Origin of the sequence: Flavobacterium rhamnosi, from assembly GCF_048286515.1 — a bacterium.
GTDB lineage: Bacteria > Bacteroidota > Bacteroidia > Flavobacteriales > Flavobacteriaceae > Flavobacterium.
In genome coordinates this window covers 167,500-183,980 of sequence record NZ_JBLVPS010000006.1, presented here as the reverse complement: position 1 = coordinate 183,980, position 16,481 = coordinate 167,500, and the positions used below count along the sequence as shown (strand labels likewise).

Sequence of the window (16,481 nt, the reverse complement as noted above, 5' to 3'; positions counted from 1 at the left end):
GTTAATTCTGATCAAAGGCTAATCTTGCCATGATCGGAAAATGATCTGAATTTATAAATTCCGGAAAATTTTCAAATTTCTTGACCGTGATTTTTTCATCAACAAAGATATAGTCGATTCGCGCAGGATAATATCTGAATTTATACGTCTCACCAAAGCCCTTTCCTGCTTCTTCAAAACTATCTTTCAACTTTCCTTTTATATTTCTGTAAACATAGGAAAAAGCGCTGTTATTCATGTCTCCACAAATAACAACAGGATATTGGCAGTCCTTTTTATGTTCCTTAAAAATCTCTGCTTGCTGTTGTTGTTCTTTAAAAGCGACACTAATCCTTTTGAAAATCATTTGCGATTTGTTCTGATTAATTGCCTCGATATTTTCATCAATTTCATTTACGTCAGGAGATATCTTTAACGACTGTAAATGCATATTGTACACTCTGATAATATCCTTTCCTTTTTTGATATCCGCAAAAACAACATTATTAGTAGAGTTCGGAAAAATAACATTCCCCTGGTCGATAATAGGAAATTTTGAAAAGATAGCCTGCCCGGTTTTAATATTATTCCCATCCGTAAAAATATACCGATGCGGGTATACCTTCAAATCAATATCGGCTGAAGAAGAGTATTCCTGAATACACAGTATATCAGGATTTTTCTCATTTATAAAGCCTAGAATCTCAGAAGGCACATCGTCTCTATCGATCCACTTGAACACATTAAACAAGTGCACATTATAACTCATTATAGTAAAATCATTCTCCGCTTTGGGTAATTCGACCGCAGAAAATTTATAGAATTTATTTATAAAGGTAATTCCAATCAAAAGTACCAGACCGGAAACAATCATTCTTTTTTTGAATTGAATTGCCCAATAAGCAAAAAACAATCCATTTACAATAAAAAAAAGAGGCATAAAAAGCGTCAATACCGATAAAAGAGGAAAAGATTTTGGCGCTAAGAAAGGCAAAACATAGGCAACGAAAGTCATTATAGCAAGTGCTATATTCAATACAAACATTCCTTTATTGAACCATGAAAGATTTTTCATTTTCTTTATTATTTATGGTTTGCGGTTTATTCTTTGTGGGCTTACACAAAAAACAAACAATACACCTTCTATTTCCCTGCTTTGAACAAAAACTCTTTTTCTTCTTTGGTCAAACTATCATAACCCGACTGGCTTATTTTATCTAAAATTTCATCAATCTGTTGCTGTGCTTTATCCTTTGTAATTATTCTTGAATTGCTTTTCTCGACTGGCCTGCTATAATTCTTATGTACCTTTTTGAATGGTGATGCTGCACTTCTCTTGAATAGATTTGTAAAAAAATCTAAAACACGTGATACTATAGTACTTAAATCAATTCCATTCTTAAGCAATTTAATAAAAATGAAACCAAATAGAGCCCCGGAAAGATGCGAAATATGCCCACCAGTATTTCCCAATCTAAATTGCATTAAATCTATTAAAAGAATCACAAAAGTGATATGCCACAGTTTTACATTTCCGATTAACAGCAATCGTAAATTCATCAATGGATGATAGGTTGTTGTAGCTACTAAAACAGCCATAATCGCTGCAGAAGCGCCAACAATGGATGAATTTAAATCCAATAAAAAATACCCGGCAACAAAAGCTATTCCGGAAAATACAGCACTCAATACGTACAACCCTAAATACTGCTTCGGTGAAAAAAAGGTCAAAAACAAAGTGCTTGAAAAGTTCAAAACCACCATATTAAATAACAAATGCCAAAATCCGTCATGAAAAAAGGCATAGGTCAGAAAAGTCCAGGGCTTCACTATAAAATTAGAAGGATCCGAAGAAAGTGCAATCCAGGTTGGAAAATCAAATGCTCCAACCTTAAATTGGTAGAAAAACAATAATGAAACCAGAAAGCAAACCACGTTCCAGAAGATTAGCCTAATTACTATTCCTCCTATCTTGTATTGTAATTTCAGATCGTCAATAATATTCATAATTTATTTAGCATTTAATATCGGGTGTGTTAGTCCTAAAAACGGAAGAATACTACCATAAACTGATTACTTTTTTTAATTCCAACGGTTTTCATTAAACTGATTTTTCTTCCAGTACCACATAATTATAAAACCAAATAAAGCACCCCCTACATGGGCAAAATGAGCTATTCCCCCACCGCCTCCAAAAATGGACTCACCGGATATTCCTAAATACAAATCTACTAAAACTAAACCTGGCACAAAATACTTTGCTTTTATTGGTACCGGAATAAACATCAAAGCCAATTCCGCATTCGGAAACATAAACGCAAAAGCAACAATTACACCATAAATAGCGCCTGAAGCCCCCACAACAGTTCCAAAATAAGCACTTACCAAATTCTGAAAACCGGGACCGTTTAAAAGCGGTACAATCTGGTCATTACTGGCCCCATTCAAAACCGCTACAATATCTGTTTTTGAAAAACCCTGTTCCATCAAAACATTTACCCCATCCTGATAATAGTAATAGTTAATTCCGGTATGGAGCAATGCTGCTCCCAAACCACAGGAAATATAGAAAAAGAGAAATTTCTTGCTTCCCCAAATGCTTTCCAATGCAGAACCAAAAGAGTATAAAGCAAACATATTGAAGAAAATATGCATAAATCCGCCATGCATAAACATATGCGAAATAGGCTGCCAAACCTGAAAATTTGGATTTTCAGGAAAATACATGGAAAGCATTTTATAGGCTGGATCTCCTAATGCAAGCGTTCCAACAAAAAATAATATATTAATAATGATTAATTGCTTAACCGTCTCCGTTACGTTTCTCATAGTGCAAATTTTTTATCTAAATCTTCCACACGCATGGTGATGAAAGTAGGTTTATGAAATGGGGAAACGTTGGGTTCTTTACAAGCAAAAAGCCCGTTTACCAAGTTCTCCTGTTCTTTTTCTGTAAGGTGTGTTCCTGTTTTTACAGCCAAACTTTTAGCCATTGATTTGGCAATCGTATCGTTCTGGCTGAAACTGCTTTCCGGAATTCCGTCCTGCAAATCACTTAACAATTGTTCTAAAACCAGTGAAACTTCACTCTCAGTCACATTTACAGGAATTCCTGAAATGACGATATGATCGCTATTGTTTTCTTCAAACACAAATCCTGTGTTTCTTAATGACAACTGTAATTCAGCGATAAGATCCATCTCGGTTGCCGAGAAAAACAGGTTCAATGGAAACAGTAATTGTTGGCTTGAAGCTTGATTTACCGTCATATTTACCAGAAACTGCTCATATAAAACACGTTGATGTGCCCGTTGCTGATCGACAATCACCATTCCCGATTTTATCGATGAAACAATGTATTTTTTATGAATTTGATACGTTTTATGAACCGCATGCTCTACTTCTTCATCATTAAACAAAGAGGAAGTCACCTCTTCGTTTTCAAAAGTAATATGCCCAATATCATCGGTATCCTGTTTCAGTCCCACATACAAACTTTCCCAATTTGCGGTTGGTTCCGATTTCTTATGATTAGCATAATGCCTATTGGGTTTATCATCAGAGAACGGATTGAAATTCCCATCAACCTGAATCGTAGGTGTTGCCCCTTCTAAATCTTTATAATGATATGGAGTATCCAAATTAGAATCCCTATCAAAATCCAAAACCGGAGCTACATTAAACTGTCCCAAACTATGTTTTATTGAAGCTCTTAAAATAGCATACAAAGCATGTTCATCATCAAACTTAATTTCCGTTTTAGTAGGATGAATATTGATATCAATTGTATTGGGAGGCACTGATAAATATAAAAAATAACTGGGTTGCGCACCGTCTTTCAAGATTCCGTCATAAGCAGCCATAACAGCATGATGCAAATAACCACTTTTTATAAAACGGTCGTTAACGAAAAAAAATTGTTCCCCACGATTTTTCTTTGCAAATTCAGGCTTACTTACAAATCCCTGAATCGCGACTATTTCTGTTTCTTCCTGAACCGGTACTAATTTCTCGTTTGTCTTACCCGAAAAAATATTGACTATTCTTTGTCGTAAAGTGGAAGGCGGCAAATTAAACATTTCACTCCCGTTATGATAAAAGGTAAAATGTATTTTTGAGTGCGCCAAAGCCACGCGCTGAAATTCATCAATAACGTGACGGTATTCCACTGTATCGGACTTTAGGAAATTACGCCTTGCCGGAATATTAAAGAATAAATTTTTGACTGCAAATGAAGTACCCTTAGGCAAAACAGCTACATCCTGAGACACAAACTTACTGCCTTCTATAATGATGTGCGTTCCAAGTTCTTCTTGATCCTGCTTGGTTTTCATTTCCATATGGGCAATCGCTGCAATAGAAGCCAATGCTTCACCACGAAACCCTTTGGTATGCAAAGAGAACAAATCTTCTGCCTGACGAATTTTGGAAGTGGCATGACGTTCAAAGCACAAACGTGCATCGGTCTCACCCATCCCTAAGCCATTATCAATAACCTGCACCAATGCCTTCCCTGCATCTTTAATAATTAACTTGATGTCCGTTGCTCTGGCATCTACCGCATTTTCAAGCAACTCTTTGACAACTGAAGCAGGTCTTTGAACGACTTCTCCAGCAGCAATTTGATTGGCAACATGATCAGGAAGTAATTGAATAATACTCGACATTAAAAAATTTAGGTTTAAAGTTTAAGATTTAGGTTTTTCAAAACCAAGAAGCACAAATTTAATGAATTTCTATCGGGTTTTATTATTAATGTGCGTTTAAAAAAGAAAAAAACACAAGCTGAAAATTAGTTGCACTAAGGCTCGTCGAGAGCTAATTTCCTACTGCGTCAGCTTGTGTTCCATTGCCTCACAAAATATTCCGTTTGCTGTCTTATCCCAAGCCTGCTACTACATCAAAGACAAAAACAGCGGCAGCACACCCTAACACTCAAATACTTGAAAAGCAACGGTATAAAGTATGAATTTTGAAATATTTTAATATAATTTTACAAATCCTCAACTGGTTTTTAATCTAAATTTGTTCTTTCAAAGAAGTTTAACATTAAAACATTAATTATGAAAGCAACCGATGAAAAAAAAGAAAATGCAAAAGTGGAATCCAAAAAAGGAGCTGTAAAGGCAAGTCCAGATGCAGCACAAGGTTTGAGGGATTTTTTTGAAAATGGATTAAAAGACATCTTTTGGGCAGAACATGCGTTGACAAAAGCATTGCCAAAAATGGCAAAAAATGCCACTTCGTCAAAACTGATTCATGCTTTCGAACACCATTTAAAAGAAACAGAGGAACATGTAGTTCGTTTAGAAAAAGTATTTGAATCATTAGGTATAAAAGCAGTAGGTAAGAAGTGTGATGCTATGGAAGGATTACTGAAAGAAGCCGATAGCATTATGAAAGAAACAGAAATTGGAGTAGTCCGCGACGCAGCAATTATTGCCGCAGCTCAAAAAGTAGAACATTATGAAATTACCACTTACGGTACTTTGCGTGCTTATGCAGTAACATTAGGTGAAAATAAAGCGGCTACTTTATTGGGTAAAACCCTGGAAGAAGAGAAAAAAACAGACGTATTATTAACAGAAATTGCGTTGCACGATGTTAATCTTGATGCTGCTCATGCACATAACTAATAATTCTTTGAGTTATCATTTATAACTAGCTACTGATCTGTAGAGATGGAGTTAGTTACTATGGCAATATTAAAATCGTTAATACCACGTAAAAATGCCTTTTAGAAGGCAACTATAAATTCAGAGAATCTGATATCATTTTTTCAGTGACTCAGTAAAAAAAAAACCTACTTCTATTTGGAGTAGGTTTTTTGTGTATTTTAAAAATTCTAAATTTTAGTATTTATTCCTTCAACTCTAAAGGGGATCCTTCTTCTATTTGAATAGCCCCTGCAGACAACAAATGCTGATTGTCTATTTGATGAGACAGTGAGGCTTGTTGACGAATATAGGCCATTTTTATAGCCGCAATAGCAGCCTCAGTACCTTTATTGCCGTGAACACCACCGCTTCTATCAATGGATTGCTGCATCGTATTATCGGTCAGCACACAAAAAATAACAGGAATATCCGTTTGCACATTCAAATCCTTAATTCCCTGAGTTACTCCTTCACATACAAAATCAAAATGCTTGGTTTGCCCTTGGATCACACATCCAATTGCGATAACAGCATCAACATTCTGCGTTTGCAACATTTTCTTTGATCCATAGATAAGTTCGAAACTTCCGGGAACATTCCAACGGATAATATGCTGGGCTGGAACTTGATTTTCCAAAAGGGCCTCTATAGCACCTTTAAAAAGTCCTTCCGTTATAGCATCATTCCATTCTGAAACAACAATCCCAAAGCGAAAATTTTTCGCGTTTGGGATTGAATTTTTGTCGTACTCTGATAAATTTTTATTTGCGGTAGCCATTTTATTTTAGATTTTTTGATTTGAAATTATTTTATTTCAGATGTTAAAGATAGAATTTTGAAATCAAAAATCTATATTCTTAAATCACCAATCCTAAATCATTTTTTACTATTGTGCTAATCCTATCAAAACGTCAATTGAGGCAGCTTCTGGACTTGCATCAAAATTTTCTTTTATATCTGTAAAATATTTTAAAGCATCTGCTTTGTTTCCTAATGTCAAAGCAGTTTTTCCAGCTTTCAACAAGAAACGTGGCGTTGTAAAATCATTTTTATTTGACTCAGCAGCTTTTACGTAATGCTCTAAAGCTTCTTTCGGTTGCTTATTTTGAGCATAAGCATCTCCAATTGCTCCTTTTGCCAAAGCTCCTAAAACAATATCTTCAGACTTGAATTTTCCTAAATATTCAATCGCTTCAGTATATTTCCCTGTATTCAAATAAGCAATACCAGCATAATAATTAGCTAAATTCCCTGCATCAGTTCCAGAATATTCATCTGCAATTTTCAGGAATCCGAATTTCCCTTCTGAACCATTTAAAGATAGCTTATATAAGGAATCACTCGCCACACCATCGGTAGCTTTTTGAAAATTTTGTTGTGCAACAAACATTTCATTTGCAGCTTCATCCTGTTGTGGAGCAGCAATAAATTTCTGGTAGGCTAAATAACCAACGGTTAATATCGCAACACCTGCAACTAATCCAATAATGACCTTTTGATTTCTGGCTACCCAATTCTCCGTCAAGGAAGCTGTTTCATCTAATTTAGAAAAAACACCTGCAGTTGTACTCTCTTTTTCATCAACAATTACCTCTTCAACTGTATCTTTTACTTCTTTTTCTTTTGGTGCTTTATATCCTCTTTTACTGTAAGTAGCCATTTAATTTTAATTTAGTGAGTCGCAAAAATAAAATTTTTATTCAAATCTAAAAGCCATTTTTATCGATATTTTTCAATAATTTGCACCCACTTTGAAAAACCCGTACAAAAACATCAAAGTTCTCAATACCAGCAAGCCCTACAGATGTATTTAAAAAAGATTTCATTATTCAATTATAAGAATTTTTCAGAAGCAAATTTCGATTTTGATGCCAAAATAAATTGTTTTGTAGGTAAAAACGGCATTGGAAAGACAAATGTGCTCGATGCAATCTACCATTTATCCTACGGAAAAAGCTATTTCAATCCGCTAGCTGTTCAGAATATAAAACACGGAGAAGAGTTCTTTGTGATTGATGGCGAATTTGAAAAAAACGGAAGAACAGAACAAATCGTCTGCAGTCTGAAGAAAGGCCAAAAAAAAATATTAAAACGCAACGGAAAAGCGTATGATAAATTTTCAGATCATATTGGCTTCATTCCCTTGGTTATTATTTCACCGGCGGACAGGGACCTTATTGTAGAAGGCAGCGAGACCAGAAGAAAATTCATGGATAGTGTCATTTCACAGCTGGACTCCCATTATTTACAGCAGCTCATCCAATACCAAAAAGTAATGAGCCAGCGCAATGCATTACTAAAATATTTTGCACTGAACCATGTTTTCGAAAACGACACGCTTTCGATATACAACGAGCAACTCACGCGTTTTGGAAATTATATCTTCGAAAAGAGAAAAGAATTCATCGAACAGTTCATTCCCATTTTCAAAGTGCATCATCAGGCAATAACCGGTTCACAAGAAACCGTTCAGCTGGTCTATGAAAGCCATTTATTCGAAAAAGAGCTGTTGACTCTTTTACAGGAAAACGTAAATAAGGATCGTGCTTTGCAGTATACAAGTGTTGGAATTCACAAAGATGACTTAGCATTTGAAATAGATCAGCATCCCATTAAGAAATTCGGATCGCAAGGGCAACAAAAATCGTTTCTGATCGCATTAAAACTAGCACAATTTGAGTTTCTAAAAAAGCAGAGTGGCGTGAAACCGATTTTACTTTTTGACGACATCTTTGACAAACTGGATGAAAGCCGTGTAGCCAAAATCGTAGAAATGGTAAACAGCGATACGTTTGGACAGCTTTTTATTTCAGACACGCATCCGGAGCGTACCGAAGCCATTGTAAAATCAACACATCAAACCTATAAGATTTTCAATTTATAATTTTTATTTAATAGTCCGTTAAGATTCCAAAATTGAAAAATTACCTATTTTAGCCTATTCCAATTTTAAATCAAATTACAATGAAATTTCATTCAATATGCTTTTTAATCTTATCTTTTGTGGTCTTATCCTGTATGGGACAAACTTCAAAAAACATCAAAACTATTGAAGCCAACGCTTTCTCTGAAAAAATAAAAGAAACACCTGCCGCACAGATTCTTGATGTAAGAACACCTGAAGAATTTGCATCAGGACATATTGACAATGCAAAAAATGTAAATTGGCTTAGCGCTGATTTTGTTGTAAATACGGAGAAGCTTGACAAATCAAAACCTGTTTTTGTGTATTGTAAAAGTGGAGGAAGAAGCCAAAAAGCGGCTGAAAAACTAAACGAATTAGGCTTTACAACCGTTTACCAGTTAGACGGTGGAATACTAAAATGGGATGCAGCCGGACTTTCTCAACCAAGTAAAAAAACAATTGGCTTGTCAACGGAGCAATACGACGAATTATTACATTCGGATAAAAAAGTATTGATTGATTTTTATGCAGAATGGTGCGCTCCATGCAAAAAAATGAAACCGTATCTTTTGCAGATGGAAAAAGAATTGGCAGACAAAGTCGTTATCATTCGATTGGATGCCGATAAAAATAAAACCCTGATGACTGCAATGAAAATCAGCGAACTTCCGACCTTATTACTCTATGAAAAGAAAGAAGTAAAATGGAAGCATTCCGGTTTTATAAGTGAAGACGATTTAAGAAAACAATTACAATAGTTTTAAGATGCTTTCAAAAGACACACTACAATTTCTGGACGATTTAAAAGCCAACAACAATCGAGAATGGTTTTTAGAAAATAAAAAACGATACGAAGCACTCAAGAAAGATTACCAGCAATTAGTTGCTGATCTTCTGGACCGCATGAAACCAATGGACCCTTCGCTGGAAATGCTGGAAGTCAAAAATTGCACTTTCAGAATCAATCGGGACATTCGGTTTTCTAAAGACAAGTCGCCGTATAAATCACATTTAGGGGTTTGGCTCTCTTCGGGAGCTAAAGGTCAGAATCGCTCGGGATATTATATTCATTTAGAAAAAGGAGCCAGTTTTATTGCAGGGGGACTGTATTGTCCTGAAGCAGCCGATTTGAAAAAAATGCGAAAAGAAATCGCTTATTTCCATGATGATTTAGAAGCCATTCTTTACGAAAAACATTTCAAAAAAGAATTTAAAGATTTTGATCGAAATGAAAAAAATACGTTGAAAAACCCACCACGAGGATACGAAAAAGAACATCCGGCCATTGAATTTTTAAAATTAAAAAGCTTTGAGTCTTCTCAAAGAATTGATATTTCAGAAGTGACAAAAAAAGATTTTGTCGCTACAATGAGTAAAAAATTAAGCGCCTTAAAACCGCTGAATGATTTTATAAATCGCGCTTTAACTTCTGAGTAATTCTAATTTTACACTGATGCGAAAAAAGAAAATACTTTTTCTGGGCGAATCCTACAGAGCCGATGCCATCACCTGGATGAATGGCCTGAGGGAATTTGGTGATTTTGAAATTATTACATGGGAATTAAAAACGCCCAATACTTCCATTTACAGCCGGATTTTAAGGATTTTCGAATTTGAATTAGCATTTTTTAAAATTAGAAAAATAGTAAAAAGGCATAAGCCAGACATGGTTATTGCGGAAAGAACCACAAGTTACGGCTTTCTTGCTGCAGTATCGGGAGTAAAGCCAATTGCAATTGCACAACAAGGCAGAACTGATTTGTGGCCCGAAAAATCCGTTCTATTGCCCTTAAAAAAAATCATCCAGCATTATGCTTTTCAAAAAGCAGATCTAATCCATGCTTGGGGACCTGTGATGACTCTTTCCATGATCAAGGCCAATGTTGACATGAACAAAGTTATCGTTTTACCAAAAGGAATTGATTTAGCAAAATTCAGTGCTGCTAACAGCGCTAACCCGGAAAAAATCAGCGCAATTGTCACTCGCTCTTTAATGCCGGAATACCGCCATGCTATTATTTTAAAATCCTTTGGTATTCTAAACCAAAAAGGAATTGACTTTGCGCTTACCATTATAGGAGACGGGGCACAACTAACTGCATTGAAAGATTTAGCAAAAAAACTGCAGATAGAACAGAAAGTCAACTTTACCGGAAGAATCCCAAATACTGAATTACCGCAGCTATTGCAGCAATCAAACATTTACATCAGCATGCCAATTACAGAAGGAGTTTCGGCATCTTTATTTGAAGCGATGGCAACTAACTGTTATCCAATTGTAACCGATATCCCAGGAAATCAAAGTTGGATTAAACACCGGGAAAATGGACAATTGGTTCCCGTTGATGATTTTGAAATGCTTGCAGAAGAAGTAGCCTGGGCATTTGAAAATCGTGACTATCGAAACAATGCCGTTTTGAAAAACAGAAAATTTATAGAACAAAATGCTGATTACAATACCAACATGAGAATTATTGCCACTAAATACCACGAATTAATCAACACAAACAGCCCCAACTAACTATGTGTGGAATTAATGGAATCTTACATTTACAAGTACAAAAAAAAGTAGACGAACGTATTCTTACTAAGATGCGCGATTCGTTGGAACATCGCGGACCAGATGACAAAGGCTTATATATAGAGAATAATATCGGTTTTGGCCACAGAAGACTTTCGATTCTGGATGTTTCCTCGGCGGGACACCAGCCATTTCTGTCAGATGACGGACGTTTTGTTATGGTCTATAATGGTGAAATCTATAATTTTAAAGAATTTTATCCAGAGTTAAAAAGCAATGGATTTGACATTAGAACCACTTCGGACACTGAGGTTTTGATAAAATTATTTCAACTGCATGGTTTAAAAATGCTCAACCGTCTCAACGGAATGTTTGCTTTTGCTATTTGGGATAAAGCTACAAAAAAGCTCACTGTTGTTCGGGACAGAATGGGCGTTAAACCTTTATATTATTCATTTCACAACGAGACCTTTTATTTCGCATCGGAACAAAAGGCACTTTTCACGGCTGGAGTTCCTCTCAAAATGGCACAAGACGGGATCGAAGAATATATTTTTAACCGGTTTGTAGCGGGTGAAAACACCTTGTATCAAAATGTAAAAAAAGTATTGCCCGGGCATATCATGACCACTGAAGAAGGTGGAAAAACCACTACCGAAAAATGGTGGGATTTAAAAAAGGAGATTCAAAATCAGCCCGCAATAGAAAATCCGGTAGAATGGTTCCGCGAAACTTTTGACGATTCGATAAAACTGCGAATGGTCAGCGACGTTCCTGTTGGTGTACTATTGAGTGGAGGACTGGATTCTTCTTCTATTTTAGCATCACTACACCACCAAAATTACAAAGACATACAAACTTTCAATATTGGATTCAAAGAAAAAGAACACAACGAATCCCACTTGGCAAAAATGATGGCGGAGAAATTCAGCTATGGATTTCATACGATGCAGCTGGAGGATACCAATCTTTATGACAACTTAATACGCTCCACTTATTTTCAGGACGAACCTATTATGCATTTGAGCGAGCCGCATCTTTTGGCCGTTTCACAAATGGCGAAGCCATCGGTAAAAGTACTCCTTTCCGGTGAGGGTGCTGACGAGTTAATGGGCGGTTATGTGCGTTACAAAGCCTTACAATATCCATCCCTATTGAATTCTATTGCCACCATAGGCACTTTAGATGTTTTTACAAAAAAACCACGCTATGAGAAGTTAACCCGCTACGCCAAAATCAGCAAAAAATCTGAGTTAGTCATCTACAATGGCTGCAACATTTATCCCAATGACATAGCGGAAACTTTCGGAATTAATACGCCGCCTAAAAACGAATACAGAAAGCAAATTTACAAAGAAGCAAAATCGCTGTACCCGGATAATTTACGCCGACAGGCACTTTATTTTGACCAGCATACCTACCTATGTTCTCTTTTGGACAGAAACGACCGTTGTACGATGGGCACCTCTATTGAATGTCGGGAACCTTTTTTAGATCCAAGATTAATTGTTGGATTAGGCTCCTTGGAAGACAAATGGTTATTTGCAGGGAAAAAGTGGAAATTCATTCTGAAATCGGCCATGGAAAAACGTTTGCCTGATGAAATTCTAAAATTCAGAAAAGTAGGACTAAGCGTTCCTTGGGGTGATTACATCACAAAAAGTCCTGCCTTTAAAGAAGAGCTAGACTCTTTTTCCAAAAGTGATTTGTTCCAGATTCCGTATTTTGAACACATAAACATTCAAAAACTCGTTCAGAACTTACAGAAAGGCGACACCAGAATAACGCCTTATATCATGCCTTTGTTTATGATGCATATCTGGATGAAAACGTATCCAACTAAATTTTAATTCTTACTTTTGACTCGGATTAAACTATACAAAAAAGCACTTTCTTTTATGGAAATACTACATAATTTCTCTTTAAAAAAACACAATACATTTGGTATTGAAGCCAAAGCAAAACAATTTGTTGCCGTACATTCTGCAGCAGATCTAAAAACTATTTTACAAGAAAACAAAGCGCACAAAAAATTCATTCTGGGTGGCGGCAGCAATATGCTTTTGACAAAAGACATTGATGCACTTGTGATTCATATTGATTTGAAAGGCAGAAAAATCGTAGCTGAAAATGATGATTTCGTATGGGTCGAAAGTCAGGCTGGAGAAAACTGGCATGAATTTGTGCTTTGGACCATTGACCAAAATTTTGGTGGTTTAGAAAACATGTCACTGATTCCTGGAAATGTGGGAACCACTCCAGTACAAAATATTGGTGCGTATGGCACTGAGATAAAAGATACTTTTGTTAGCTGTCAAGCGATGACACTAAAAGATCAGGAAATTAAAACATTCACAAAAGACGAATGTCACTTTGGCTACCGGGAAAGTATTTTCAAGAATGAAGCGAAAGACCAATATGTCATCACAGCAGTTGTTTTTAAATTGACAAAACGCAATCATAAAATCAACACTTCTTATGGCGATATTATTTCGGAATTAGAGAAAAACAACATCACCACTCCTACTTTAAAAAACGTCAGTGATGCTGTAATTGCGATTCGTCAAAGCAAGTTACCCGACCCAAAAGAGCTTGGAAACAGTGGCAGTTTCTTTAAAAACCCTATTCTATTAAAATCTGATTTTGAGAAAATACAACTGAGATTTCCTGAAATGAAATACTACGACGTTTCAGAAACGGAAGTAAAAGTTCCTGCAGGATGGCTTATTGAGCAAGCGGGTTTCAAAGGAAAACGTTTTGGCGATGCCGGAATCCATAAAAACCAAGCCTTGGTTTTGGTAAATTATGGAAATGCCACAGGGCAGGAAATTCTGGCAATTTCAAAGGACATTCAGGAAACGATTTTTAAATCATTCGGCATTCACATTGAGGCCGAAGTAAATGTCATTTAATAAAAGCGTAAAACTTTAGATTTGATTCGAAACGTATTAATTTGGGTATTAAATCAGATGCTAACCAATTGTATCAAATATGTACACACCAGAAAGCTACAAAAATGAAAATCAAGAAGAAATCAAAAAATTTCTTCAGGAAAACAGCTTTGGCATTCTTGTCAATCAAACCAATGGAAAATTGTGTGCAACACATATTCCATTAGAGCTTGAAACGAATACGGACGGAAATCAAATTTTACAGGGACATATTTCCAGAGAAAACCCGCAATGGAAAGGTTTTAGCGATAACGACCAAATCTTAGCTATCTTCTCCGGACCACATGCCTATATTTCTTCCTCCTGGTATGATCATGAAAATGTACCGACCTGGAACTATATTGCAGTGCATGTTTATGGGAAAATCAAAATTATCGAAGGAGAAGCCGTACTGGATTCCCTAAAAAAGCTCGTTGATAAATACGAACAGAAATCTGAAAACCCGGTTCGTGTGGAAAACCTATCTAAGAAAACGATGCTGCAAACACGAGGTATTGTAGCTTTTGAAATTGAAATTACAGACATTCAATGCACCAAAAAAATGTCACAGAACCGAGATGATAAAAATTATCAAAACATCATTTCCGAATTAGAAAAAACAAAAGGGGTTCAAGAGATTGCTGTTGCTGCTGAAATGAAGAAATGTCCCAGATAAATTCTTTCGAAATTCACACATTGTTCTCAACAATTCACAATTCTATTCATACCTTTGCATCGATTTAAAAACTCACTAAACGCTGATGCTTATACTAATTCTTTACTTTTTTATTTTTATTGTTATTGTTCAAATTTCGTATTATCTTGGTGTTTTTGGGAAATTTGCTTTCGCCAAAGCACAAAAGATAACGCCCAAAAGAATACCGATATCGGTTATTGTTTGCGCCAAAAACGAAGAAGAAAATGTAGCGAGTTACATCCCCTTACTTGCTGAACAAAACTATCCTGACTTTGAAATTGTCTTGATTGACGATGCTTCAAGCGATAACACTTTGGCCATCTTCGAAGAGTTTGAAAAACAATATCCAAATGTGCGTTTGGTAAAAGTAAAAAACAACGAAGCCTTTTGGGGCAATAAAAAATACGCATTGACTTTAGGAATAAAAGCGGCAAAAAAAGAATATTTATTATTCACTGATGCGGATTGCCATCCCACTTCAAAAGATTGGATACTTGCAATGAGTTCTCAGTTTACGATGCAAAAAACAATTATTCTGGGTTACGGTAAATATGAAAAAATCCCGAATTCATTTCTGAATAAACTAATTCGTTTTGAAACGTTGCTTACGGCAATTCAATATTTTTCCTGGGCAAAAATAGGACATCCATATATGGGTGTGGGTAGAAATTTAGCCTACAAAAAAGAAACATTTTTTAATGTAAATGGCTTTATTGAACACATGCAAATTCGTTCAGGTGATGATGATTTATTTGTCAATCAGGCGGCAAATGCAAAAAACACGACCATTGCCTACACCCCAGAGAGTTTTACACTTTCAAAACCAAAAACAACATTTAAAGACTGGTTTACCCAAAAAAGAAGACATGTAGCGACGGCAAATTATTACAATCCATTAGATAAATTACAATTAGGCGCTTTTTATTGTTCACAGTTGCTATTTATTGTCTTACCTGTTCTGTTGTTATCTTTTCAATTTCAATGGATCTTAGTGCTGAGTTTAATTGTGCTCCGCTATGTTGTCACTTGGACTATTGTTGGATTTTCTGCGGGAAAATTAAAAGAAAATGATATTAAGTTCTGGTTTCCTTTAGTTGAGATAGCACTTATATTCACACAAATCAATATCTTTATAACTAATATATTCTCAAAACCGGTACATTGGAAATAAACAAACAAATAGAAAAAGCAAAACAGGGCGATCAGGTTGCCTTTACTTTTCTATTGGACTATTATTGGAACGAGGTATATGGCTTTATGCTAAAGCGTACGGAAAATGAAACCAATGCCGAAGACATTACGATTGAAACTTTCTCCAAAGCTTTTGACAAGATAGCGACGTACAACTCCGAATTTCAGTTTAATACTTGGCTTATCGCTATTGCAAAAAATGTTCACATTGATTTGTTACGTAAAAAGAAATCAAGTCTTTTTGTCGAAATCACAGAAGAAGAAGACCAGCAAGCGTACAATATTGCCGACACAACCCCATCGGCAGAAGACGAATTGATTACAGAACAAAATCTGTCGCAATTATTGCAATTCATCAAAGAATTAAAACCGCATTATCAGGAAGTCATTCAATTACGTTATTTTCAGGAAATGAGCTATCAGGAAATTGCCAACAAAATTGATGAACCGCTGAGTAATGTCAAAATTAAATTGCTTCGCGCCAAAAAACTTCTGGCCGAAATCATTCAGAATAAAAGGTAGTTTTTGAATTATTAGGTTCTTTGGGAACCGATTGCTAAAGTAAACCAATATCCTAAAAAAATAAGTTCCATTTTATATA

Annotated in this window: 16 protein-coding genes; 10 read left to right on the top strand and 6 right to left on the bottom strand. The window is 35.7% G+C overall.

Annotated features, from left to right (window positions below; genetic code table 11):
• Window position 1: 1 nt before the first annotated feature.
• The 4 genes from ACNQGN_RS07475 to mutL all read right to left on the bottom strand — a co-directional run bounded on the left by ACNQGN_RS07475 (window position 2) and on the right by mutL (window position 4,646).
• On the bottom strand, window positions 2–1,054 hold the full coding sequence (locus ACNQGN_RS07475) for an endonuclease/exonuclease/phosphatase family protein (RefSeq protein ID WP_417987209.1): 1,053 nt from the start codon (window positions 1,052–1,054) through the stop codon (window positions 2–4).
• Between the two features lie 68 nt (window positions 1,055–1,122).
• Window positions 1,123–1,986, bottom strand: coding sequence for a rhomboid family intramembrane serine protease (locus ACNQGN_RS07470; protein ID WP_417987208.1), 864 nt, complete (start codon window positions 1,984–1,986; stop codon window positions 1,123–1,125).
• Window positions 1,987–2,061: 75 nt separating this feature from the next.
• Window positions 2,062–2,808, bottom strand: a complete 747-nt coding sequence (locus ACNQGN_RS07465) for a rhomboid family intramembrane serine protease (protein WP_417987207.1) — start codon at window positions 2,806–2,808, stop codon at window positions 2,062–2,064.
• Entirely contained in the window at window positions 2,805–4,646 is a 1,842-nt protein-coding gene (gene mutL, locus ACNQGN_RS07460; RefSeq protein ID WP_417987206.1) for a DNA mismatch repair endonuclease MutL, read from the bottom strand. The genes ACNQGN_RS07465 and mutL overlap by 4 nt, the downstream gene beginning before the upstream one ends.
• 396 nt (window positions 4,647–5,042) lie before the next feature.
• On the opposite strand from mutL, the gene ACNQGN_RS07455 reads away from it, so the two are divergent.
• Window positions 5,043–5,615, top strand: a complete 573-nt coding sequence (locus tag ACNQGN_RS07455; RefSeq protein WP_417987205.1) for a YciE/YciF ferroxidase family protein — start codon at window positions 5,043–5,045, stop codon at window positions 5,613–5,615.
• A gap of 223 nt (window positions 5,616–5,838) precedes the next feature.
• On the opposite strand, the gene ribH is transcribed toward ACNQGN_RS07455, so the two are convergent.
• Window positions 5,839–6,414: a 6,7-dimethyl-8-ribityllumazine synthase gene (gene ribH / locus ACNQGN_RS07450; RefSeq protein ID WP_417987204.1), complete on the bottom strand. Its 576-nt coding sequence runs from the start codon at window positions 6,412–6,414 to the stop codon at window positions 5,839–5,841.
• Between the two features lie 108 nt (window positions 6,415–6,522).
• Window positions 6,523–7,296: a tetratricopeptide repeat protein gene (locus tag ACNQGN_RS07445; protein WP_417987203.1), complete on the bottom strand. Its 774-nt coding sequence runs from the start codon at window positions 7,294–7,296 to the stop codon at window positions 6,523–6,525.
• Between the two features lie 144 nt (window positions 7,297–7,440).
• On the opposite strand from ACNQGN_RS07445, the gene recF reads away from it, so the two are divergent.
• The 9 genes from recF to ACNQGN_RS07400 all read left to right on the top strand — a co-directional run bounded on the left by recF (window position 7,441) and on the right by ACNQGN_RS07400 (window position 16,402).
• Window positions 7,441–8,520: a DNA replication/repair protein RecF gene (recF, locus tag ACNQGN_RS07440; protein WP_417987202.1), complete on the top strand. Its 1,080-nt coding sequence runs from the start codon at window positions 7,441–7,443 to the stop codon at window positions 8,518–8,520.
• Window positions 8,521–8,600: 80 nt separating this feature from the next.
• Window positions 8,601–9,299: a thioredoxin domain-containing protein gene (locus tag ACNQGN_RS07435; RefSeq protein WP_417987201.1), complete on the top strand. Its 699-nt coding sequence runs from the start codon at window positions 8,601–8,603 to the stop codon at window positions 9,297–9,299.
• A 7-nt stretch (window positions 9,300–9,306) separates the two neighbouring features.
• On the top strand, window positions 9,307–9,978 hold the full coding sequence (locus ACNQGN_RS07430) for a DUF2461 domain-containing protein (protein WP_417987200.1): 672 nt from the start codon (window positions 9,307–9,309) through the stop codon (window positions 9,976–9,978).
• Window positions 9,979–9,994: 16 nt separating this feature from the next.
• Window positions 9,995–11,062, top strand: coding sequence for a glycosyltransferase (locus tag ACNQGN_RS07425; protein WP_417987199.1), 1,068 nt, complete (start codon window positions 9,995–9,997; stop codon window positions 11,060–11,062).
• Window positions 11,063–11,064: 2 nt separating this feature from the next.
• Window positions 11,065–12,912 (top strand): asparagine synthase (glutamine-hydrolyzing), encoded by a 1,848-nt coding sequence (gene asnB, locus ACNQGN_RS07420; protein WP_417987198.1) that lies wholly within the window; start codon window positions 11,065–11,067, stop codon window positions 12,910–12,912.
• 48 nt (window positions 12,913–12,960) lie between these two features.
• Window positions 12,961–13,974 carry a UDP-N-acetylmuramate dehydrogenase gene (murB, locus tag ACNQGN_RS07415; RefSeq protein ID WP_417987197.1) on the top strand — a complete coding sequence of 338 codons (1,014 nt, stop codon included), beginning with the start codon at window positions 12,961–12,963 and terminating at the stop codon, window positions 13,972–13,974.
• Window positions 13,975–14,053: 79 nt separating this feature from the next.
• On the top strand, window positions 14,054–14,668 hold the full coding sequence (locus tag ACNQGN_RS07410; RefSeq protein ID WP_417987196.1) for an FMN-binding negative transcriptional regulator: 615 nt from the start codon (window positions 14,054–14,056) through the stop codon (window positions 14,666–14,668).
• Window positions 14,669–14,753: 85 nt separating this feature from the next.
• The gene (locus tag ACNQGN_RS07405) at window positions 14,754–15,860 is read left to right on the top strand and encodes a glycosyltransferase (protein ID WP_417987195.1); all 1,107 of its coding nucleotides are present in this window, start codon (window positions 14,754–14,756) and stop codon (window positions 15,858–15,860) included.
• Window positions 15,851–16,402, top strand: a complete 552-nt coding sequence (locus ACNQGN_RS07400; RefSeq protein WP_039110079.1) for an RNA polymerase sigma factor — start codon at window positions 15,851–15,853, stop codon at window positions 16,400–16,402. Before ACNQGN_RS07405 ends, ACNQGN_RS07400 begins: the two co-directional genes overlap by 10 nt.
• Window positions 16,403–16,481: the final 79 nt, after the last annotated feature.